Annotated in this window: 19 protein-coding genes; 13 read left to right on the forward strand and 6 right to left on the reverse strand. The window is 72.6% G+C overall.

What is annotated here, in order from left to right:
* Positions 1 to 27: 27 nt before the first annotated feature.
* The gene (locus ACT1U9_RS25910; protein WP_444535046.1) at positions 28 to 957 is read left to right on the forward strand and encodes a LysR family transcriptional regulator; all 930 of its coding nucleotides are present in this window, start codon (positions 28 to 30) and stop codon (positions 955 to 957) included.
* 19 nt (positions 958 to 976) lie between these two features.
* Here the strand turns inward: ACT1U9_RS25910 and ACT1U9_RS25915 are convergent, their stop codons facing one another.
* From ACT1U9_RS25915 to ACT1U9_RS25925, 3 genes are all read right to left on the reverse strand, one after another.
* Positions 977 to 1,678, reverse strand: coding sequence for a gamma-glutamyl-gamma-aminobutyrate hydrolase family protein (locus ACT1U9_RS25915; protein ID WP_444535047.1), 702 nt, complete (start codon positions 1,676 to 1,678; stop codon positions 977 to 979).
* Between the two features lie 43 nt (positions 1,679 to 1,721).
* Positions 1,722 to 3,176, reverse strand: coding sequence for an ethanolamine permease (eat, locus tag ACT1U9_RS25920; RefSeq protein ID WP_444535048.1), 1,455 nt, complete (start codon positions 3,174 to 3,176; stop codon positions 1,722 to 1,724).
* Positions 3,177 to 3,360: 184 nt separating this feature from the next.
* Positions 3,361 to 4,086: a FadR/GntR family transcriptional regulator gene (locus tag ACT1U9_RS25925; protein WP_444535049.1), complete on the reverse strand. Its 726-nt coding sequence runs from the start codon at positions 4,084 to 4,086 to the stop codon at positions 3,361 to 3,363.
* Between the two features lie 78 nt (positions 4,087 to 4,164).
* On the opposite strand from ACT1U9_RS25925, the gene ACT1U9_RS25930 reads away from it, so the two are divergent.
* The 5 genes from ACT1U9_RS25930 to ACT1U9_RS25950 all read left to right on the forward strand — a co-directional run bounded on the left by ACT1U9_RS25930 (position 4,165) and on the right by ACT1U9_RS25950 (position 10,048).
* Complete coding sequence (locus ACT1U9_RS25930) at positions 4,165 to 5,529, forward strand: glutamine synthetase family protein (protein WP_444535050.1); 1,365 nt, start codon at positions 4,165 to 4,167, stop codon at positions 5,527 to 5,529.
* Positions 5,530 to 5,537: 8 nt separating this feature from the next.
* Positions 5,538 to 6,920 (forward strand): aldehyde dehydrogenase family protein, encoded by a 1,383-nt coding sequence (locus ACT1U9_RS25935; protein ID WP_444535051.1) that lies wholly within the window; start codon positions 5,538 to 5,540, stop codon positions 6,918 to 6,920.
* Positions 6,917 to 7,699 carry a 3-oxoacyl-ACP reductase gene (locus ACT1U9_RS25940; protein ID WP_444535052.1) on the forward strand — a complete coding sequence of 261 codons (783 nt, stop codon included), beginning with the start codon at positions 6,917 to 6,919 and terminating at the stop codon, positions 7,697 to 7,699. The genes ACT1U9_RS25935 and ACT1U9_RS25940 overlap by 4 nt, the downstream gene beginning before the upstream one ends.
* A 101-nt stretch (positions 7,700 to 7,800) precedes the next feature.
* The gene (locus ACT1U9_RS25945) at positions 7,801 to 9,075 is read left to right on the forward strand and encodes a haloacid dehalogenase-like hydrolase (protein WP_444535053.1); all 1,275 of its coding nucleotides are present in this window, start codon (positions 7,801 to 7,803) and stop codon (positions 9,073 to 9,075) included.
* A 22-nt stretch (positions 9,076 to 9,097) separates the two neighbouring features.
* A complete protein-coding gene (locus ACT1U9_RS25950; RefSeq protein ID WP_444535054.1) occupies positions 9,098 to 10,048 on the forward strand; it encodes a DUF2510 domain-containing protein in 951 nt (316 codons plus the stop codon).
* 10 nt (positions 10,049 to 10,058) lie between these two features.
* Here ACT1U9_RS25950 and ACT1U9_RS25955 read toward each other — a convergent pair whose 3' ends face one another.
* Positions 10,059 to 11,261, reverse strand: coding sequence for an amino acid deaminase/aldolase (locus ACT1U9_RS25955; protein ID WP_444535055.1), 1,203 nt, complete (start codon positions 11,259 to 11,261; stop codon positions 10,059 to 10,061).
* Positions 11,262 to 11,555: 294 nt separating this feature from the next.
* Here ACT1U9_RS25955 and ACT1U9_RS25960 point away from each other — a divergent pair, with 294 nt between their 5' ends.
* Both ACT1U9_RS25960 and mycP read left to right on the forward strand, forming a co-directional pair.
* Positions 11,556 to 12,650, forward strand: coding sequence for a hypothetical protein (locus ACT1U9_RS25960; RefSeq protein ID WP_444535056.1), 1,095 nt, complete (start codon positions 11,556 to 11,558; stop codon positions 12,648 to 12,650).
* A complete protein-coding gene (mycP, locus tag ACT1U9_RS25965; protein WP_444535057.1) occupies positions 12,647 to 13,831 on the forward strand; it encodes a type VII secretion-associated serine protease mycosin in 1,185 nt (394 codons plus the stop codon). The genes ACT1U9_RS25960 and mycP overlap by 4 nt, the downstream gene beginning before the upstream one ends.
* 25 nt (positions 13,832 to 13,856) lie before the next feature.
* On the opposite strand, the gene ACT1U9_RS25970 is transcribed toward mycP, so the two are convergent.
* Entirely contained in the window at positions 13,857 to 14,552 is a 696-nt protein-coding gene (locus ACT1U9_RS25970) for a serine hydrolase (RefSeq protein WP_444535058.1), read from the reverse strand.
* Positions 14,553 to 14,613: 61 nt separating this feature from the next.
* On the opposite strand from ACT1U9_RS25970, the gene ACT1U9_RS25975 reads away from it, so the two are divergent.
* The gene (locus tag ACT1U9_RS25975; RefSeq protein WP_444535059.1) at positions 14,614 to 15,351 is read left to right on the forward strand and encodes an SseB family protein; all 738 of its coding nucleotides are present in this window, start codon (positions 14,614 to 14,616) and stop codon (positions 15,349 to 15,351) included.
* 87 nt (positions 15,352 to 15,438) lie between these two features.
* On the opposite strand, the gene ACT1U9_RS25980 is transcribed toward ACT1U9_RS25975, so the two are convergent.
* The gene (locus ACT1U9_RS25980; RefSeq protein WP_188271612.1) at positions 15,439 to 15,804 is read right to left on the reverse strand and encodes a DUF1844 domain-containing protein; all 366 of its coding nucleotides are present in this window, start codon (positions 15,802 to 15,804) and stop codon (positions 15,439 to 15,441) included.
* A gap of 339 nt (positions 15,805 to 16,143) precedes the next feature.
* Here ACT1U9_RS25980 and infC point away from each other — a divergent pair, with 339 nt between their 5' ends.
* The 4 genes from infC (at position 16,144) to ACT1U9_RS26000 (ending at position 18,637) form a co-directional block, all read left to right on the forward strand.
* Positions 16,144 to 16,818, forward strand: a complete 675-nt coding sequence (infC, locus tag ACT1U9_RS25985) for a translation initiation factor IF-3 (protein ID WP_444535060.1) — start codon at positions 16,144 to 16,146, stop codon at positions 16,816 to 16,818.
* 100 nt (positions 16,819 to 16,918) lie between these two features.
* Positions 16,919 to 17,113: a 50S ribosomal protein L35 gene (gene rpmI, locus ACT1U9_RS25990; RefSeq protein WP_030754426.1), complete on the forward strand. Its 195-nt coding sequence runs from the start codon at positions 16,919 to 16,921 to the stop codon at positions 17,111 to 17,113.
* Positions 17,114 to 17,218: 105 nt separating this feature from the next.
* Positions 17,219 to 17,602: a 50S ribosomal protein L20 gene (rplT, locus tag ACT1U9_RS25995; protein WP_003970214.1), complete on the forward strand. Its 384-nt coding sequence runs from the start codon at positions 17,219 to 17,221 to the stop codon at positions 17,600 to 17,602.
* A gap of 198 nt (positions 17,603 to 17,800) precedes the next feature.
* Positions 17,801 to 18,637 (forward strand): TrmH family RNA methyltransferase, encoded by an 837-nt coding sequence (locus ACT1U9_RS26000; RefSeq protein WP_444535061.1) that lies wholly within the window; start codon positions 17,801 to 17,803, stop codon positions 18,635 to 18,637.
* The last annotated feature ends 61 nt before the right edge of the window (positions 18,638 to 18,698 follow it).

The raw sequence follows: 18,698 nt of genomic DNA on the forward strand, positions 1-18,698 counted from the left end.
CTTTCTATGAGGCCATAAGCTGGGTTTATGAGTATGGCGAGCGCTGAGGAGTCCGGTCCCGTGTTCCGGCGGGTGCCCGATCTGGGCGCCCTGGAACTGCTGCTCGCGGTCGCCCGGCACGGCAGCCTCGGGCGGGCCGCGCGCGACCTCGGCATCACCCAGCCCGCCGCGAGCAGCCGCATCCGCGCGATGGAGCGCCGGCTCGGGGTGGCCCTGGTGGACCGCTCGCCGCGCGGGTCGAAGCTGACCGCCGAGGGCGTCCTGGTGACGGACTGGGCGCGGCGGGTGGTGGAGGCGGCCGAGGCGTTCGACGCGGGCGCCCAGGCGCTGCGCGGGCGCCGCGACTCCCGGCTGCGGGTCGCCGCGAGCATGACCATCGCCGAGTACCTGCTGCCGGGGTGGCTGATCGCGCTGCGCGCCGAGCGCCCGGGCACGGCGGTCTCGCTGCACGCCGGGAACTCGGCGCTGGTGGCCGAGCGGCTGCTGGCGGGCGAGGCCGATCTGGGGTTCGTGGAGGGCCTGTCGGTGCCGAGCGGGCTCGACGGGGCGGTGATCGGCCACGACCGTCTGGTGGTGGTCGCGGCGCCCTCCCACCCGTGGGCCCGCCGCCGCACCCCGCTCACCGCCGCCGAACTGGCCGCCGCCCCGCTGATCCTGCGCGAGGAGGGCTCCGGCACCCGTCAGGTCCTGGACGCGGCGCTCGCCGCTGCCGGTGGGCCGGCGTCGCCGCTGCTCGAACTCGCCTCCACCACGGCCGTGAAGGCGGCGGTGGTCAGCGGCGCGGGCCCGTCGGTGCTCAGCGAACTCGCCCTCGGCGAGGAGCTGGCGAGCCGGCGCCTGGCACGGATCCCGCTGGAGGGCGTACGGCTGAGCCGTGACCTGCGCGCGGTGTGGCGCACGGGCCACCGCCCCACGGGCCCGGCCCGCGACCTGCTGTCGCTGACGCGGGCCCACTGAGACCCTGGCCCACTGAGCCTTACGCGGGGCAGTCGGCTCTCGTCCGCGCCGCCGCCACCAGCGCCTCCATCACCTTCGTGTCCTCGCCCAGCTCCGGGTGCCACTGCACGCCCAACACCCAGGCGGCGCCCGGGAGTTCGACCGCCTCGGCGGTGCCGTCCCCGGCGAGCGCCGACACCACCAGGCCGTCCGCGAGGCGGTCCACCGCCTGGTGGTGGTAGGTCGGTACGGACGTCTCGCCCGGCTCGATCCCGGCGTAGAGCGTCCCGGGCACGGGGCGCACGGTGTGGCGGTCGATGACGCCCGTCCCGCCGGTGTGGCCGTCCAGGTGCTGCATCAGCGTGCCGCCGAGGGCGACGTTCAGCAGCTGCATCCCCCGGCAGATGCCGAGCAGCGGTGTCCCGGACGCCAACGCGGCCTCGATCAGGGCGAGTTCCCACGCGTCCCGCTCCGGCGCGGGCGGCCCGGTCCTGGCATCGCGGTCGGCCCCGTACCGTACGGGCTCGACGTCCGGCCCACCCGCGATCACCAGGCCGTCGAGACGCGCCACCACCTGGGCCGCCGCGTCCGGGCCGTCCGGCGGGAGCATCGCGGTGAGGCCGCCCGCCGCCCGCACCAGGCGCGGGTAGTACGCGGGCAGCAGCGCGGCGGGCCAGTCCCATACGCTCCAGCGCACCGAGCTCTCCAGATATGTGCTCACACCGATCAGTGGCCGTCCCACCGCGTTCTCCCTCTCCTTGAGACGAGTGCTGCTGAATGGACACTCACTCGCGCTCCAGCTCGGCCTCCGCCGCCGCGAGCGCCGCGAACTCCTCCTCGGGTGCCCTGGCCACCAGGTGCTTACGGCTGTAGAGGCCGAAGTAGGCGACGGCGACCGCGTACACCCCCAGCGCGATCAGCGCCGCCGTCACGTCCACCAGGAACGTGGCGACCAGCGCCGCACACGCGAGGACGAGCGCGGCCGACGAGGTCAGCGCTCCTCCCGGCGTACGGTACGGGCGCTCCAGATGCGGCTCACGGCGGCGCAGCACGATGTGCGAGAGGGACATCAGTGCGTACGAGACGGTGGCGCCGAAGACGGCGGCGTTCAGCATCCGCGCCCCGTCGCCGGTCGCGGCCGCCAGCGAGAAGGCGATCGCGCCGGGCACGAGCAGACCCAGGTACGGCGCCTTGCGGCGGCTGGTCAGCGACAGGAAGCGCGGCAGATACCCGGCCCGGGAAAGCGCGAAGAGCTGGCGCGAGCCCGCGTAGATCAGCGAGAAGAACGACGCCACCAGGCCCGCGAGTCCGGCGTAGTTGACGATCCGGCTCAGCGCGGTGGCCTTGCCGTGCGGTTGCAGCGCCTCGACCAGCGGGTTGCCCGCGTCCTGGATCGCGGCCGAGCCGCGCGCGCCTGCCGAGGCGAAGAAGGTGAGCAGGGCGAGGACGACCAGGATGCCCATGGACCAGCGGATCGCCTTCGGGAGCGTACGGGCAGGGTCGCGGGTCTCCTCGGCCGCCAGCGGTACGCCCTCGACGCCGAGGAAGAACCACATGCCGAACGGGAACGCCGCCCAGATCCCCATCACGCCCATCGGCAGCCAGGAGCTCGCGCCGACCGCGTCCTTGTGCACCGCGATGTCGTCGAGCCGGGACGCGTCGAAGTCCATGAACGCGCCGACGGCGAAGACCAGCAGCGCGGCCACCGCGACCCCGGTCACCACGAAGCTGAAGCGCAGCGCCTCACCGACGCCCCACAGATGGATGCCGATGAAGACGGCGAAGCAGGCGAGGTAGACCGGCCAGCTGGAGGTCAGGCCGAACAGACCCAGCGATTCGACGTAGTCGCCGATGAAGATGGAGATCGCGGCCGGGGCCAGCACGTACTCGATGAGGATGGCCGTACCGGTGAGGAAGCCGCCCCAGGGGCCGAGCGCGCGCCGCGCGAAGCCGTAGCCGCCGCCCGCCGTGGGCAGGACGGAGGAGAGCTCGGCGAGCGAGAAGACCATGCAGACGTACATGAGGCCCATCAGGGCCATGGCGATCGCGAGGCCGCCGAAACCGCCCTGGGCCAGGCCGAAGTTCCAGCCGGAGTAGTCGCCGGAGACGACGTACGCCACGCCGAGCCCGGTCAGCAGCAGCCAGCCGGCACTGCCTCGGCGCAGCGTCCTGCGCTCCAGATAGTCGTCCGCCGGTTCGGCGGCGCGGGTCTCGGCGGATTCCGTGGACTCCATGGTCATGACGCGGCTCCCGACGGGGGATGGGGTCAATGGACTGGGGCCATACCTTTGCGGGGAGGCGGCAGTAAATCAAGACCCTGGCGTTACGTCGAGGTAAACGGGTGCGCCCCATAGGGGCGCGGGGAACTGCGCGAGCAACCCGGCACGGTCCGCAGCTGAAAGATCCCCCATGTCCAATGGCGCGCTACGTCAAGAAGCCCCGCAGGAGCGCAGCGGTACCCGCACAATGCTCCCGCATCATCTCCCGCGCCCCATCCGCGTCCCCGTCGAGCACCGCCTCGACAAGCGCGGTGTGCTGCCGCTGGGAGTGCTCCAAGTTGCGTACGAGCAGCGGAATGCAGTCCAGGAGGTCGTTCACGGTGGCCCGCACGGCGGCGTAGCGCGCGGTGAGCGTGGGCGAGCCGGACAGCTCGGCGAGCGTGAGGTGGAGCAGGGTGTCGGCGCGGCGGTAGTCGGTGAGCGGCGCGTCATGGGTGCGGGCCAGGGCGTCCCGCAGCCGGTCGGCCTGCTCGTCGGTGAGCCCGTGCGCGGCGCAGAGCCCGGCCGCGCCCACCTCCAGGACCTCGCGGAAGCGCAGCACGTCCTCCACGTCGACCTCCGCGATCCGCCGCCGCAGCTCGTCCTCGCCGGTCGAGGAGGCGCGCGGCAGCACGAACGTGCCGCCGTACCGGCCGCGCCGCGACTCCACCAGGCCCTGGTCGGTGAGGACCTTCAGGACCTCGCGCAGCGTGACCCGGCTGATGCCGAGGCGCTCGGCCAACTCCCGCTCCGACGGCAGCCGTTCACCGGCCGGCACCAGACCGAGCCGGACGACCTGGAGGATCTGCTCCAGCGCCTCCTCGAAGCCGTTGCCGGCCCGTACGGTCCGCAGCACCGGGGCGAGCCGGTCCTCGAAATCCGGCTGCGACATCTGGCCGCACCCCCTTCCCAAGCAATGGTTCTCGGCAATACCTTATGGGTTCTCGGCTGACCGAAGGAGGCTTTTCCCGTGGCAGACCGCACACCCCCGCTCGACATCGACGCGCTGCGCGCGCTCGTCGAGAGCGGCGAGATCGACACTGTGGTCCTGGCCTTCCCCGATATGCAAGGGCGGCTCCAGGGCAAGCGGTTCGCCGCACGTTTCTTCCTCGACGAGGTCGTCGCCCATGGCACCGAGGGCTGCAACTACCTCCTCGCCGTCGACACCGAGATGAACACCGTCGACGGCTATGAGATGTCGTCCTGGGAGCGCGGCTACGGCGACTTCGCCATGCTCCCCGACCTCTCCACCCTGCGCCGCGTCCCCTGGAACGACGGCACGGCCATGCTCATCGCGGACCTCGGCTGGGAGGACGGCGCGCCCGTCGTCGCCGCCCCGCGCCAGATCCTGCGCCGCCAGCTCGACCGGCTCGCCGAGCTCGGCCTGAGCGCCCAGGTCGGCACCGAGCTGGAGTTCATCGTCTTCCGGGACACCTATGAGCAGGCCTGGAACGCGGACTACCGGGGGCTGACCCCGGCCAATCAGTACAACATCGACTACTCGGTGCTCGGCACCGGCCGGATCGAGCCGCTGCTGCGCCGCATCCGCAACGACATGGCGGGCGCGGGCCTGACCGTCGAGTCCGCCAAGGGCGAGTGCAACCCGGGCCAGCACGAGATCGTCTTCCGCTACGACGAGGCCCTGGTCACCTGCGACCAGCACGCGATCTACAAGACCGGCGCCAAGGAGATCGCCTCCCAGGAGGGCGTCTCGCTCACGTTCATGGCCAAGTACAACGAGCGCGAGGGCAACTCCTGCCACATCCACCTCTCGCTCGCCGACGAGGACGGTCGCAATGTCATGCCGGGCGACGGCCCGGGGGGCATGTCCCCGCTGATGCGCCACTTCCTGGCCGGACAGCTGGCCGCGCTGCGGGACTTCTCCCTCCTGTACGCGCCGAACATCAACTCGTACAAGCGCTTCCAGCCGGGTTCGTTCGCGCCCACCGCCGTCGCCTGGGGCTACGACAACCGCACCTGTGCGCTGCGGGTGGTCGGGCATGGCCGCTCGCTTCGGTTCGAGAACCGGCTGCCGGGCGGTGACGTCAACCCCCATCTGGCGGTCGCCGGACTTGTCGCGGCCGGTCTCTACGGCGTCGAGCAGCAGCTCGAACTGCCGGACGCCTGCGCCGGGAACGCGTACACGTCGGAGTACGAGCACGTCCCGACCACCCTGCGCGAGGCCGCCGAGCTGTGGGAGAACAGCCCCATCGCCAAGGCCGCCTTCGGGGACGAGGTGGTCGCGCACTACCGCAACATGGCGCGCGTCGAGCTGGACGCCTACGACGCCGCGGTGACCGACTGGGAGCTCCGCCGCTCCTTCGAACGCCTGTGAGGCCCCCGTTGTCCGATGAACCGTACGAGCACCAGGTGCTCAACCCGGCGACGGAGGAGGTCATCGCGACCGTCCCCGGTGCCAGTGCCGAAGACGTGGACGCGGCGGTCGTACGGGCCGCGCGGGCGCAGCAGAAGTGGGCCGCACTCGCCCCGGCCGACCGCGCCCGGCTGCTGCGCCGCTTCGCCGTCGCGGTCGACGAACACCTCGAAGAACTCGCCCAGTTGGAGGTCCGCGAAGCCGGGCACACGGTCGGCAACGCCCGCTGGGAGGCCGGCAACGTCCGCGATCTGCTGGACTACGCGGCCGGGGGAGTGGAGCGCCTGACGGGACGCCAGATCCCGGTTCCGGGCGGCCTCGACATCACCATCCTCGAACCGCTGGGCGTCGTCGGCGTCATCGCGCCCTGGAACTTCCCGATGCCGATCGCCGCCTGGGGCATGGCCCCGGCGCTCGCGGCCGGGAACGCGGTGATCCTCAAGCCCGCCGAGACCACCCCGCTCACCGCCCTGCGCCTCGCCGGGCTCGCGGTGGCGGCGGGTCTGCCCGAGGATCTGTTCCAGGTGCTCCCGGGCGCGGGCGCCGTCGCGGGCGCGGCCCTCGTCGAGCACCCCGGTGTCGCCAAGATCGTCTTCACCGGCTCCACCCGGGTCGGCAAGCAGATCATGGCCAAGTGCGCGGACCGGGTGAAGAGGCTCACCCTCGAACTCGGCGGCAAGAGCGCCAACATCGTCTTCGCGGACGCCGACATCGAGGCGGCCGCCGCGGCCGCGCCCATGTCGTTCCTCGACAACAGCGGCCAGGACTGCTGCGCCCGCACCCGCATCCTGGTCCAGCGCTCCGTCTACGACCGGTTCCTCGAACTGCTCGCCCCCGGCATCGAGTCCGTCGTCGTCGGCGACCCGGCCGACGAGAAGACCCAGATGGGCCCGCTGATCTCCAAGGCCCAGCTGGAGCGCGTACGCGCGTACGTCGACGGCGGCATGGACGGCATCCGGGGCAGCGCGCCCGACGGCCCCGGCTTCTGGTTCCCGCCGACCGTCCTGACGGGGGTCGCCCCGCACGCGCCGGTCGCGGCCGAGGAGGTCTTCGGGCCGGTCGCCGTGGTGCTTCCGTTCGAGGACGAGGCGGACGCCGTACGCCTGGCCAACGCCACCGAATACGGCCTGTCCGGCTCCGTCTGGACCCGTGACGTGGGCCGCGCCCTGCGGGTGTCCGGTGCGGTCGCGGCGGGCAACCTCTCCGTCAACTCGCACTCCAGCGTGCGCTACTGGACCCCCTTCGGCGGCTACAAGCAGTCGGGCCTGGGCCGTGAGCTCGGTCCGGACGCGCTGGCCGCCTTCACCGAAACCAAGAACGTCTTCATCAGCACGGAAGGCCCCGCACTGTGACCCAGGAAAGCATCTGCCGCCGGCTCGTCGGCCGCACCGCCGTGATCACCGGAGCCGGCAGCGGCATCGGCCTCGCCACCGCCCGCCGCCTCGCCTCCGAGGGCGCCCACGTGGTGTGCGGCGACATCGACGAGGCCGCCGCCAAGAAGGCCGCGGACGAGGTCGGGGGACTGGCCGTACGCGTCGACGTCACCGACGCCGAGCAGGTCGACGCCCTCTTCAAGGCCGCGTACGACACCTACGGCAGCGTGGACATCGCCTTCAACAACGCGGGCATCTCGCCGCCCGACGACGACTCGATCCTGGAGACCGGGCTTGAGGCGTGGAAGCGCGTCCAGGACGTCAACCTCACCTCGGTCTACCTGTGCTGCAAGGCCGCCATCCCGTACATGCGCGAGCAGCGCCGCGGCTCGATCATCAACACGGCGTCGTTCGTGGCCCGGATGGGCGCCGCGACCTCGCAGATCTCGTACACCGCGTCCAAGGGCGGCGTGCTCGCGATGTCCCGTGAGCTGGGTGTGCAGTTCGCCCGCGAGGGCATCCGGGTCAACGCGCTGTGCCCGGGGCCGGTCAACACCCCGCTGCTCCAGGAGCTGTTCGCGAAGGACCCCGAGCGGGCCGCGCGCCGCCTGGTGCACATCCCGCTCGGCCGCTTCGCCCAGGCCGAGGAGATCGCCGCCGCCGTAGCGTTCCTCGCCAGTGACGACTCGTCGTTCGTCAACGCGACGGACTTCCTGGTCGACGGCGGTATCTCGGGCGCGTACGTGACGCCGCTCTAGCCGTTCACCTTTACTCCACCCCTCAGACAGCCGGGCGTCGCACGACGCCCGGCTGTCGTGTCTAGCGTTCCACCGATCTTCCGTTGGTGACAGGAGTGTTCATGCGCAATGCACGTCGTTGGCAGGCCGCGGCCGCCGCTCTGGCGATCGCGGGGAGTGCCTTCGCCGCCGCCCCCACCGCCCAGGCGCACACGGGCGCGTGCCCCACGCTGACCGTCTCGCAGGGCTGGTACGGGCAGAACCAGGCCCGGCTCCAGGAGCTGATCGACAGCTACGGCAAGTGCGGCAAGGGCGCGGGCGCGGCCAAGGGGCTGGGGCCCGTCGCGGTCTTCGACTGGGACAACACCGTCGTCAAGAACGACGTCGGCGACGCCACGATGTACTGGATGCTGCGCCACTCCAAGATCCGCCGCCCGCAGCACGGCGACTGGCACACCACCAGCCGCTACCTCACCGACCAGGCCGCCACCGCGCTCGCCGCCGCCTGCCCGTCCGGCGGCGCCACCCTGCCCACGGCCACCGACACCCGCTGCGCCGACGAGATACGCACGGTCTACGGCGAGGGCACGACCACCAAGGGCGCCACCGCCTTCACCGGCTTCGACCGCCGCCGGATCGAGCCGCAGTACGCCTGGCTCGCCCAGCTGATGAACGGCTGGCGCACCGCCGACATCAAGGCGTTCGCGCGCGCCGCCCGCGCCGAGAACCTGGCCGCCCCCATCGGCACCGAGCAGCAGGTCGGCACGGCCAAGGTGACCGGCTGGGTGCGCTACTACGACCAGCAGCGCGATCTCATCCGTACGTTCCAGAAGGCCGGGTTCGACGTCTGGATCACCTCGGCGTCGCCCGAGACGGTCGTCGACGAGTGGGTGGGCGGCGTGGGCGTCGCCAAGGACCACGCCATCGGCATCCGCAGCGTCACCTCGCACGGCCGGATCACCCCGCACATCAAGGGCTGCGGCACGGTAGCCGACGGCGAGGACGGGATGATCACGTACATCGACGGCAAGCGGTGCTGGATCAACCAGGAGATCTTCGGGGTGCGCGGCGCGGCCGCCGAGAAGGTCCAACCCGCCTCGCGGCGCCAGGTGTTCGCGGCGGGCGACTCCGACACCGATGTGTCGTTCCTGCGGGACGCGACCGCGCTGCGGCTCGTCCTGAACCGCAACAAGAACGAGCTGATGTGCCGCGCGTACGACAACAACGACGGCCGCTGGATCGTGAACCCGATGTTCATCCAGCCCAAGGGCCGCAAGAGCGCCGCCTACCCGTGCTCCACCACCGCGTACACGGACCACGACGGCACCCCCGCCCCCGTCCGCCGGGGCGACGGCACGGTCGTGGCCGACCAGCAGGACACGGTGTACGGGGGCTGAACCGCCCCCATAGGGTGGCCCGATGAGCATGACGACGCCGCCCGGCTGGTACCCGGATCCGGGCAGTCCCGCCATCGAGCGCTGGTGGGACGGGACCGCATGGACCGGGTACACCAGAGCCGCGGGGCAGCCGATGGTGCCGGTGGTGCCGCCCGCGCCACCGGCCGCGGTCACGGTTCCGCTGCCGCCCGTGGGGGAGCGGCCGCCGGGGCGGGGCCGGGTCGTCGCGGTGGTCGTGGCCGCGGTGGTCCTTGTCGCGGCGATCGTCGCCGGGGTCGCGCTGCTCCGCAAGGACGACAGCGGCCCGGCGGCCGTCGCGGCGCCGGACCAGCCGACGCAGGCGGCCACCTCGCACGGGCAGAGCACGGTTCCGGCCCCGAGCGCGTCGCCCACGGACGACCCGGGCGTCCTGGTCGACCAGCTCAACGGCATCACCCTGCCGGTCATGTCCGGCTGGGAGAAGCCCGACTCCACGGTCGGGGGCTACCCCACGATGTGGACCAAGGAGACCTTCGACTGCCCCGGTGACAAGGGCCAGTTCTGCCACCACGCCATCGTCACCAGCCGCACCGCCACCGCGACCGACCTCAAGACGGCCGAGGCCATCGCGAAGCACGACATCACGGACGCGGCCGACGACGCGTACGACAAGGACATCCTCGGCAGCCGCCACTACGGTGGGATGGTCTCGCACCGCGAGGTGCGCTCCGCGTCCGTGGTGGTCGCCGGGCGCACCGGCTATCTGGTCCGGTGGAGCGTCAAGACCGGTGCGGGGGCCGGGGGTTACGTGGAGTCGCTGGCGTTTCCGTCCAGCGTCGGCAGCGAGTCGATGATCATCGTCCGGTTCGCCTTCGACGCGGGGGCGGGCGCCGTGCCGCCCACCGGCATGGACCGGATCACCGAGGGCATCCGGGTCATCGGGGGAACGCAGAACGGCGGAGTCGGCAGCAGCGTGGCGCCCCCGGCGCCGTGATCGTCCGGTGTCAGAGGAAGGTGCGGCCCTCGCCCCGGTACGTGGGCACGGCCGCGGTGACGCGGTCGCCCTCCACCAGGTGCAACTCGTCGAACCGCTCGCACAGTTCACCCGCCTTGGCGTGCCGGAACCACACCTTGTCGCCGATCAGCAGATCGTCGGCGGCCGAGCCGAGCAGCGGCGTCTGCACCTCTCCGGCCCCCTCCTGCGGGTCGTAGCGGAGCCCTTCCGGCAGATACGGAACCGGCAGCCGGTCCACGCCCGCCGCGCCCGACGCGGGGTAGCCGCCGCCGAGCACGGTCACCACCCCGACGCCCGGGCGGCGCACCACCGGCTGGGCGAAGAGGGCGGCGGGCCGCCCGGTGAACGACGTGTAGTTGTCGAACAGGCGCGGCACGTACAACCCGGAACCGGCGGCGATCTCGGTGACGGCGTCCTCGGCGGCGGTGTGCTGGACGCTTCCCGTTCCGCCCCCGTTGACGAACTCCAGATCCGGCACGACGGCCCGCACGGCCCGCACCACCTCGGCCCGGCGCGCCGCCAGTTCCTTGCGCGCGGCGCTTTGCATCAGCCGGATCGCCCGCGACCGCACCGGCCGCCCCGCGATGGCGTCGCCCACCCCGGCGACATGACCCTCGTACGCCATGATCCCCACCAGCCGGAAGCCGGGACGGCGGTCGATGGAGCGGGCCAGGTCGGCGAGTTGCGCGGGGTCGCGCAGCGGCGAGCGGCGGGCGCCGACGCGTACGCGCCCGCCGAGCAAGTGGAGCGAAGTGTCCAGCTCGACGCAGACGCGGACCACGAGGTCGTGGCGCTCCCGGGCCCGGTCGATGAGGTCGAGCTGGGCCGGGTCGTCGACCATGACGGTGATCGCGGCCGCGAGCTTGGGGTCGCCGGTCAGCTCGGTGAACCGCTCCCGGTCGGCGGACGGATAGGCCAGCAGGACGTCCTCGAACCCGGCCCGGGCCAGCCAGATCGACTCGGCGAGCGTGAACGACATGATCCCGGCGAACCCGTCGCGCGCCAGCACCCGTTCGAGCAGGGCCCGGCAGCGTACGGACTTGCTGGCGACCCGGATCGGCTTGCCGCCGGAGCGCCGGACGAGGTCGTCGGCGTTGGCGTCGAACGCCTCCAGGTCCACGAGCGCGAGCGGGGCGTCGAGAGCTGCGGTGGCCCGGTCGTAGCGGGCCCGGTCGGCTGCGCGCGGAGTCATGGGCAGAGCCTGCCAGAACGTCCTACCCGGGGGTAGGGGGACGATCGGGGCAGATCCCCCGCCCGTCCGGTCCCGCGCCCTGCCCGGCCTGCCCAGCCCGTAAAGTATCGCCAACGCGGCAACGAACGGCCCTGCCGGCCAAGCCGATCCGCAGCGCAGGCACGAAGGGTACGAGGGGGGCCATTGACCACGGACGCGCAACGGCCCCCGACGACACCGACCCCGGACGAGGGTGCGGCGGCCCGGCCCCGTGGCGAGACGGCGCCAGCGGCTTCGCCGACCGGTGGTCGGCCCGTGCCCGCGCCCCCCGCCGAGCGCCGTTCCGCCATCGATCTGCTGGACGCCGCCCTGGCGACGCCGTCGCGTCCTGCCGTTCCGCCGAAGCCGGTGGCGACACCGGCGGCCGGTCCGGCCGCGCCCGTGTCCATCCCGCCGAGGCTGCCCGCCGGGCCTCCGGCGTACGTGCCCGGGCCGCGCCCGATGGCGGCGCCCGCCGTGCCGTCCGGCGATGGTGTGCCCGCGACGGCGGCCATGCCCACGCCACCGCCTGCGTCCCCGCCCCCCATACCCGACATCCCGCCCTTGATACCCGTCGGCGGGGACCAAGGCGCGCCCGGTGTTGAGCCTGCGCGCCACCGCCGGGCCGGACGGGTCGTCGCGGCCGCCATATGCCTCGTGCTGGGCCTCGGGCTCATCGGCGGGGCCGCGGCCGGGAGCTGGATCGGGAGCGGATCCGGGGACGGGGACTCCCGTACCGGGTACACCGCCGCCCGCGACCTATGGCACAACGTGCCCGTGGACACCCTCTTCCCGCCCACCATCAGCGGGAACGGGGCGGGGCCCGGCGGCGCCGACCGGGTCTGGACCCGGGTCGGGGTCGCGCCCGACGGCGGCTGCGCGGGCGCGCTCGACCCGCTGCTGCTCAAGGTGCTCCAACCGGTCGGCTGCGTACGGCTGTTGCGGGCCACGTACACCGACGCCACGTCCAGCGCCGTCACCACCGTCGGGCTGGTGTTCACCGAGGCCGACGCCACCGCGATGGCCGCGCTGCGCACCCGGTTCGGCGACGAGTCGCTGGGCGACCGCACCGACCTGATGCCGCGCCCGTACCCGGTCAAGGGCACGCCCGCCGCCGGTTTCGGCGACAAGCAGCGGGCGAGCTGGACCGTACGCGTCCTCACCGACGCCCCCGTCGTCGTCTACTCCGTCACCGGCTTCGCCGACGCCCGTACCGTCACCGACCCGCAGCCCGCCGACCGCGCCGTCGCCGACGGTGCCACCGACGCCCCCGTCGAGGCCGGGCTCACCCACGACGCCAAGGGCATCGCCGACCGGGTGGAACGGACCCTGCGCAAGACCGCCGCCACCGGAACGAAGAAGCAGCGATGACCAAGCCCCGCCGCGCCCGCGCCGCCGCACTCGTCTGCGCCGCCATCCTCGCGCTGCTGCTCCCCGCCGCCCCCGCGCAGGCGGACACCATCCGGGACCGGCAGTGGGAGCTGGCCGCGATGCATACGCAGGAGGCCTGGCGTACGACCAAGGGCAAGGGCATCACCGTCGCCGTGCTCGACACCGGCGTCGACGCCACCCAGCCCGACCTCGCCGGATCGGTCCTGCCCGGCAACGACCTCATCGGGTTCGGGGCCGGCCGGGGCAGTCGCGACTGGGCGCGGCACGGAACCGCCATGGCCGGGATCATCGCGGGCCACGGACACGGCCCCGGCCGGCAGGACGGCGTGCTCGGCATCGCCCCCGAGGCCAAGATCCTGCCGGTCCGGGTGATCCTCGAATCGTCCGACCCGGCCCGCAAGAAGGCCCGCGAGACCCGTGGCGGCGCGCTCGCCGAGGGCATCCGCTGGGCCACCGACCACGGCGCCGACGTCATCAACCTCTCCCTCGGCGACGACAGTGCCTCCGCGCACCCCGAACCCGCCGAGGACGCCGCGATCCAGTACGCCCTCGCCCGGGGCGCCGTCGTCGTCGCCTCCGCCGGAAACGGCGGCGAGCAGGGCGACCACGTCTCCTACCCCGCCGCCTACCCGGGCGTCATCGCGGTCGCGGCCGTCGACCGCTACGGCACGCACGCCGCCTTCTCCACCCGCCGCTGGTACGCCACCGTCTCCGCGCCCGGTGTCGACGTGGTGATAGCGGACCCGGACCGCAAGTACTACGAGGGCTGGGGCACCAGCGCCGCCTCCGCCTTCGTCTCCGGCGCCGTCGCCCTGATCCGCTCGGCCCACCCCGGACTCTCCCCGGCGCAGATCAAGACCCTCCTCGCGGACACCGCCCGCAACGCGCCCCAAGGCGGACGCGACGACTCCCGGGGATACGGCATGGTCGACCCGGCGGCCGCGCTCGCCGCGGGCGCCCGCCTCAAGCCGGACGTACGGACGAACACCTCGGCCGAGCGCGCGAACCGCAGCACCTACTTCGGCCCGGGCCCCGACAAGCCCAGCGCGCCCGACCACCGGAGCGACTGGCTGGCCGCGCTCGCGGCGGGCGCGGGCGTCCTCCTGCTCGCCGCCTCGATCACCTTCTGGCGCGGCAGTCGCACGAGGGTCCCAAGGTGAGGGGCCTCCTCGCCACGCTGCCGCGCTAAGACCCCGGCATCGCCCGTACCGCCGCCCGCGCCGCGTCCTCCACCGCCGACACCCCCGCCTCCTTCGTCGCGTGCCCGTCCGACAGGACCGCCACGAGATACGCGCGGCCGTCCGGGGCCGTCACGCGGCCGATGCTGTTGACGACCCACAGCCCCGTCGCGGTCCGGGGCAGCCACCCGTTCTTCAGGGCCCACGCGGTGCCCGCCGCCGAGACGCCCCAGTCCTGACCGGCGACCGTACGGCTCATCAGGGTGGCAAGCCGCCCCCGCGAGCCCGCGTCCAGCGCCGAATCCGCCCCGAACACCGCCTTCAGCAGCGCCAGTTGATCCCGGACCGTGGTCTGCGTCAGCCCCCACGCCGCCGCCCCGGTCGTCTCCGTCAGTCCCAGTCGCCGGTTCGCCGCGTCAAGCCCGGGCGCGCCGCCGATCAGCCGCCACAGCGCGGTCGCCGCGTCGTTGTCGCTCCGCTCGATCATCGCGGCCGCCCGATCCCATTCGCTCGCGGACAGCGATCGGGACGAGTCCTGGGCCCGCAGGAACACAGCCGCGAGGATGTCGACCTTGACGACGCTCGCCGTGTCGTACGTACGCCCCTCGCCGCCGTACACCGCGCCCGCGCCGCTCGTCAGGTCGTACACACCGACCGAGAGCGAACCCCCGCAAGCCGCCGGCGCCACCGCGTCCAGATCCATCCGGCGAGGTTACGGGCCGGGCCCGGCGGGAGCGGGTGCGCGCCCCGGTTAGGCTCGTGGCGTGGAGCTCAAGAACATCCCGGACCCCGGTTTCTCCGACGACGACGGCACCGCCGACCCCGAACTCACGGCGGCGCTGGCCGCCTGGGCCGGGGCGAAGGGCGACGCCGCCGCCGAGTCGCGCGTGCTCGCCGCACTGAAGGGCGCGCGGCTCCTCGTGCCCATCGTCGCCGTCCTCGGCGAGGTGGAGACCGACGAGAACGGGCTGCGGCGCGAGAAGACCAGCGACATGGCGGTGCCCACGCTCCGGGCGGGCGACCGCAAGGCGCTGCCCGCGTTCACCTCGACCGCCTCGCTCGCGCTCTGGGACCCGGCGGCCCGGCCCGTCGCCGTACCGCTGCACCAGGCCCTCCAGGCCGCCGCGCACGAGCAGGCCGACACGGTCGTCCTCGACCTCGCGGGCCCGGTCGCGTACGAACTGAAGGGCTCGGCCCTGCTGGCGCTCGCCGAGGGGCGCACCAGCACCGACCCGCTGGACGACCCGGCGGTGACCGAGGCCGTGCGCAAGGCCGTCGCCGCCGAGCCGGCCGTCCTGCGCGCCCACCTCGGCCCGGGCAGCGCCGACGGCACCCTCGTGCTCGTGCTCGCCGAGGGCGCGGTGCCGGCCGAGGCCGCGCGCCGGGTCGTCGATCTGCTCGCCGCCGACGAGGTGCTGCGCGCCCGCCTGGTCCGGGGCCTCGACCTCGCCCTGCTCCCGGCCCAGGCCCCGCCCCCGAACGAGCCGCTGTTCACGCGCTGACGGCGGCTGGGCAACGGCACTTGAGCAACGGAAAGCGCCCCCGGAACGGGATTCCGGGGGCGCTTCGCGTCGTAAGAAGGGGTCGGACTAGCCGTAGACCGGGCCCGTGTACTTCTCGCCCGGGCCCTGGCCCGGCTCGTCCGGGACGAGGGACGCCTCGCGGAAGGCGAGCTGGAGCGACTTCAGGCCGTCGCGCAGCGGGGCGGCGTGGAAGGAGCTGACCTCGGTGGTGCTGGCGTCGAGCAGACCGGCCAGCGCGTGCACGAGCTTGCGGGCCTCGTCCAGGTCCTTGTGCTCGTCGCCCTCCTCCGTCAGACCGAGCTTCACCGCGGCGGCGCTCATCAGGTTCACGGCGACCGTCACGATCACCTCGACGGCCGGGACCTCCGCGATGTCGCGGGTCATGGTGTCGAAGTCGGTGGTCTGGGGGGACTGGGGGGAGGTCTCACTCATGCCCCACACGATAGGCGCTGCGGTGCTGTGCGCACGATTGGCCCCCGTGCCGGGGGCCTGCTAACCTTGTGTAACGACCGGCCAGGTACTCCCATGTGCCCGGCCCACAAGTGGAGGCTCCGATCTCCCACCCGACCGCCCCCAGGGACGGCGGGTCACCCGGTCAGACGGTAGCCATCGTTCCGTACGGACGATGGAGCCGTCCGATGTGCGCCCCGCGGTTGACCGCGGCGGTGTTCCGGTTGTCTTGGAGCCCCGCCTGTGTCCCGTCCGGGGCATTTTTCATGTGCCGCGATGGTTGGTCCCGAGTGAAAGTACGCGTTTGTCTGCCAGACAGGCGTGTGGTGCTACCGAGGAGGATCCATCAGCGCCGAGCCCCGCATCAACGACCGGATTCGCGTTCCCGAAGTGCGACTTGTCGGTCCCAGCGGCGAGCAGGTCGGGATTGTTCCGCTTGCCAAGGCCCTGGAGCTCGCACAGGAGTACGACCTGGACCTGGTCGAGGTCGCGGCGAACGCCCGTCCGCCCGTGTGCAAGCTCATGGACTACGGGAAGTTCAAGTACGAGTCGGCCATGAAGGCCCGTGAGGCGCGCAAGAACCAGGCGCACACGGTCATCAAGGAGATGAAGCTCCGGCCGAAGATCGACCCGCACGACTATGACACCAAGAAGGGTCACGTCGTCCGGTTCCTCAAGCAGGGCGACAAGGTCAAGATCACGATCATGTTCCGTGGTCGCGAGCAGTCCCGGCCGGAACTCGGCTACCGACTGCTGCAGCGTCTCGCGGAGGACGTCCAGGACCTCGGGTTCGTCGAGTCGAACCCGAAGCAGGACGGCCGAAACATGATCATGGTCCTCGGTCCGCACAAGAAGAAGACCGAGGCTATGGCCGAAGCCCGCGAGGCGCAGGCCGCCCGCAAGGCGGAGCGCCAGGGTCAGCCCGTCGCCGACGAGGACGGCTCCGTCGAGGAGCCCGTCGTCGAGGCGTCGGCCGAGGAACCCGCCGAGGCCTGATTCCCGGGCCGCCGGCCCAGGACAACCGATACATATGACGCTCCCGTGCGCCGGTCCCCGGACCGGCTGGGAGCGCCACTGACGAGGAGATAACGGCGCTATGCCGAAGAACAAGTCGCACAGCGGTGCCAGCAAGCGCTTCAAGATCACCGGCTCCGGCAAGGTGCTCCGTGAGCGTGCCGGCAAGCGCCACCTGCTCGAGCACAAGTCGTCCAAGCTGACGCGTCGCCTCACCGGCAACGCCGAGATGGCCCCGGGCGACGCCAAGAAGATCAAGAAGCTTCTCGGCAAGTGACGTTGCTCCGCCTCCGGTGACCGGGGGCGGAACGTCGAGACCGGGACCTATTCGAATTCGGGCCGTGTGATCACCCACCACGGCCCCGCTACAAGGAGTTAACAAGTGGCACGCGTCAAGCGGGCAGTCAACGCCCACAAGAAGCGCCGGGCGATCCTGGAAGCGGCCTCCGGCTACCGCGGTCAGCGCTCGCGCCTGTACCGCAAGGCCAAGGAGCAGGTCACCCACTCGCTGGTCTACAACTACAACGACCGCAAGAAGCGCAAGGGCGACTTCCGTCAGCTGTGGATCCAGCGCATCAACGCCGCTGCCCGCCAGAACGGCATGACGTACAACCGCCTCATCCAGGGTCTGAAGGCCGCCAACATCGAGGTGGACCGCAAGATCCTGGCCGAGCTCGCGGTCAACGACGCCAACGCGTTCGCCGCGCTCGTCGAGGTCGCCCAGAAGGCGCTCCCGAGCGACGTCAACGCCCCGAAGGCCGCGTAAGCGCCTGACGGCTTGTTGAGCCGGACCCGGACCCGCAGGCCTTTGGCCTGCGGGTCTGCGCGTTCCGGCGGTCCTGCCCCCCCGGGGCCCCGCTTCTGGCTGCGGACCGTGCTGGGTTGCTCGCGCAGTTCCCCGCGCCCCTGGAAGCGCCCCTCCGGGCCGCCCACGGCCCCGCCCCCCCTCGTAGAGAGACCGCACATGCCCACCCCCGAGCTGATCTCCCCGCGTTCCCCGCGCGTCGCCGCCGCCAAGCGGCTTGCGCGGCGCAACTTCCGCGGCAAGGAGCGCCGGTTCATCGCCGAGGGGCCGCAGGCCGTCCGGGAGGCCGTCGAGCACCGGTCCGGCGGCGAGGCGACGCTGACCGAGCTGTTCACCACCGTCGAGGCCGCCGAGCGGTACGCGGACATCGTGGCCGCCGCCCGCGACGCCGGGGCCAAGGTGCACTACGCGGACGACGAGGTGCTCGCCGAGGTCTCGCAGACCGTCACCCCGCAGGGCCTGGTCGGCGTCTGCCGCTTCCTGGACTCGCCGTTCGAGGACATCCTCAAGGCGCGGCCCAAGCTGGTCGCCGTCCTCGCGCATGTGCGCGACCCCGGCAACGCGGGCACCGTGCTGCGCTGCGCGGACGCCGCGGGCGCCGACGCGGTCGTCCTCACTGACGCCTCCGTGGACCTCTACAACCCCAAGTCGGTGCGTGCCTCGGTCGGTTCGCTCTTCCATCTGCCGGTCGCCGTGGGCGTCCCGGTGGAGCAGGCGGTACGGGGGCTGCGGGACGCCGGTGTGCGCATCCTCGCCGCCGACGGGGCGGGCCAGGACGACCTCGACGACGAGCTCGACGCGGGCACCATGGGCGGCCCCACCGCCTGGATCTTCGGCAACGAGGCCTGGGGGCTGCCCGAGGAGACCCGGGCGCTCGCGGACGCCGTGGTGCGCGTGCCGATCCACGGGAAGGCCGAGAGCCTCAACCTGGCGACGGCCGCCGCGGTGTGCCTGTACGCCTCGGCGCGGGCCCAGCGCACCCGTACTCCTCGCTGAGGGGGTCCGCACCGTCACCTGTAGCTAGTAGTGTGACGGGCTCGGGGGCCCACTGTGTGCT

Origin of the sequence: Streptomyces sp. BR1, from assembly GCF_052373795.1 — a bacterium.
GTDB lineage: Bacteria > Actinomycetota > Actinomycetes > Streptomycetales > Streptomycetaceae > Streptomyces.

Bases quoted from the DNA above. Each gene is read 5' to 3' on its own strand.
- ACT1U9_RS25910 (WP_444535046.1), top strand. From the start codon at position 28: ATGAGTATGGCGAGCGCTGAGGAGTCCGGTCCCGTGTTCCGGCGGGTG.
- eat (WP_444535048.1), bottom strand. From the start codon at position 3,176: ATGACCATGGAGTCCACGGAATCCGCCGAGACCCGCGCCGCCGAACCG.
- ACT1U9_RS25925 (WP_444535049.1), bottom strand. From the start codon at position 4,086: ATGTCGCAGCCGGATTTCGAGGACCGGCTCGCCCCGGTGCTGCGGACC.
- ACT1U9_RS25945 (WP_444535053.1), top strand. From the start codon at position 7,801: ATGCGCAATGCACGTCGTTGGCAGGCCGCGGCCGCCGCTCTGGCGATC.
- ACT1U9_RS25950 (WP_444535054.1), top strand. From the start codon at position 9,098: ATGAGCATGACGACGCCGCCCGGCTGGTACCCGGATCCGGGCAGTCCC.
- ACT1U9_RS25955 (WP_444535055.1), bottom strand. From the start codon at position 11,261: ATGACTCCGCGCGCAGCCGACCGGGCCCGCTACGACCGGGCCACCGCA.
- mycP (WP_444535057.1), top strand. From the start codon at position 12,647: ATGACCAAGCCCCGCCGCGCCCGCGCCGCCGCACTCGTCTGCGCCGCC.
- ACT1U9_RS25970 (WP_444535058.1), bottom strand. From the start codon at position 14,552: ATGGATCTGGACGCGGTGGCGCCGGCGGCTTGCGGGGGTTCGCTCTCG.
- ACT1U9_RS25980 (WP_188271612.1), bottom strand. From the start codon at position 15,804: ATGAGTGAGACCTCCCCCCAGTCCCCCCAGACCACCGACTTCGACACC.
- rpmI (WP_030754426.1), top strand. From the start codon at position 16,919: ATGCCGAAGAACAAGTCGCACAGCGGTGCCAGCAAGCGCTTCAAGATC.
- ACT1U9_RS26000 (WP_444535061.1), top strand. From the start codon at position 17,801: ATGCCCACCCCCGAGCTGATCTCCCCGCGTTCCCCGCGCGTCGCCGCC.